The 1,763-nt window shown below is 68.0% G+C and carries 2 protein-coding genes; both read right to left on the reverse strand.

From position 1 onward, the window contains the following. Positions 1-76: 76 nt before the first annotated feature. The gene (locus MKK75_RS03630) at positions 77-1,237 is read right to left on the reverse strand and encodes a hypothetical protein (RefSeq protein ID WP_244041272.1); all 1,161 of its coding nucleotides are present in this window, start codon (positions 1,235-1,237) and stop codon (positions 77-79) included. Beyond that, the gene (locus tag MKK75_RS03635) at positions 1,234-1,617 is read right to left on the reverse strand and encodes an NAD(P)/FAD-dependent oxidoreductase (protein ID WP_244041273.1); all 384 of its coding nucleotides are present in this window, start codon (positions 1,615-1,617) and stop codon (positions 1,234-1,236) included. Before MKK75_RS03635 ends, MKK75_RS03630 begins: the two co-directional genes overlap by 4 nt. Positions 1,618-1,763 lie beyond the last annotated feature (146 nt).

Genomic DNA, 1,763 nt, shown 5'->3' on the forward strand with positions numbered 1-1,763 from the left:
CACACAAGCGCATGCAGGTACGCAGCGGACGATCGTAGCGTACGATGGAGAGTAGCGACCGCTCTGGCGCACTGAGTCAGGTCCCGCGCATCTGCAACCCCCGCCGCGGCCACTCACGAGCATAGCGGTCGCCCACGACCCGGCTCACACCGAAGGCTTTGCAGAGTGTCGAGAACGCCTCCACGATCGCGTCGGGCGTGACAGATCGGATCTCGCGCACCGCGTCGAGGATCGCGAGTTCACCCTCCGCGTGCCCGATCGCCAACGTCATCGCGTCGGCGCCGCCGCCCGCCAGATCCACGAAGGCGCTGTAGCCGGTGCCGGCGATCGGGCCGATCTCGCGCAGGTCGCCCGGCATACACGCCTGCACCGCCTCCAAGCTGACGAAAGCTTCCACGTCGCGGCGGAACTCGGCGCCGTACTCGGCCGAAGCTGCTGCCGGATCGCGGGTGTAGGCCCGCTTCACCACCGCCGGGTCCAGGCTCGGGTTCATGGTCTGCGAGGGGGCCCGCAGCACCAGCACCGTCGGATCGCCGTCGGCGCCGTAGTCCCGCTGGTAGGTGCGATACAGCTCGCCCTTCCGGGCATAGGGTGAGGATAGGATGCACAGCGGGCCGCCGGTGGTCGCCAAACCGGGGCGGATCGCGTCGAGGATCTCGGTGTCTGGGTTGGCGCTGTTCTCTAAGTGCCAGAACGCCACCTCATCACAGAGCGCGGCCGCCAGCGTCTCGCCGCGGATCGTCTTGTAGTTCGCGGGCCGGACCTCGATGTCCACGCCCGCCCGCAGCCGGATCGTGTCGACGGTCGGGTCACCGTCGACCATGTCCTGCATCTCGGCCGAGTGCGTGAACACGCCCAGCACGTAGGAGAACACCTTGGCGGCCTGGACCGTGGTCGAGGCCATGATCGGCAGCTTTACACGCTCGCCAGGAGCCGCCAGAGCGCCGTAGTCGACCAAGCCAGCGAGGTAGGCGCCCAGAACGCTGAAGGCCCGGGACTTGCCGCCGCGGCGGCCCACGATACCCCACAACTCGTCCACCGGGCGCTCAGGCTCGCGCTCGCGGCCCGTCAGGTCGGTGAAGATCGCCCGCTCGCCGCCGGTGAGCACCTCGCCCCTGGACGCGATCAGGATGGCGCGCCACGGCGCCCAGGTGTCGCCCGGCAGCATCTCCCCGAAGATGGCGGGATCGGCCAGGGCCTCCCGCATCGTGCAGAGGGGACGGCAGGCCGGGTTCATGCCGGGCGCCTCGCGTAGCGCTCACGGACGCCAGGACGCTCAGGAGCCTTCGGAGGGCCCATCCTGCGGGCCTGTCGGTCCATCCGGTCGCCGATCTGGCCGAGGGCTTCTGCGTCGACGTTCTGGCCGCCCGCCATCGCTGCGTGCAGCTTGGCCAACTCGACCGCCAGTCCGGCATAGGCACGGGCCGCCTCGCGTGCCGTGACCGACATGGCGGCCTTGCCGCCCCGCTCGGCCTCGACCTCGTCCAACACGGACTTGTAGTGTCTGGCCGCCTCGGTGCTGCCCGGCACCGTCACGAGGAACGGCCGGCTGCCGTTGGCGAGCGCAGAGCGCTGCTTGGGGGAGCGAGGACTTGCAGGTTGAGCTTGGAACGACATTCGAACGCTCGACTGTGATCTGCTAAATATAGGGCGGATCCGTCAAATTGTCTAATATCCACAAGTATAGTCCGTGGGCGTTCCCAGGCATTCGCTGGCGTTCTATTCGTGATCAATGGCTTTGTGTTTGCGCATTGATAGACGCG

Source organism: Methylobacterium sp. J-030 (assembly GCF_022829545.1).
In the GTDB taxonomy this organism is placed as follows: Bacteria; Pseudomonadota; Alphaproteobacteria; order Rhizobiales; family Beijerinckiaceae; genus Methylobacterium.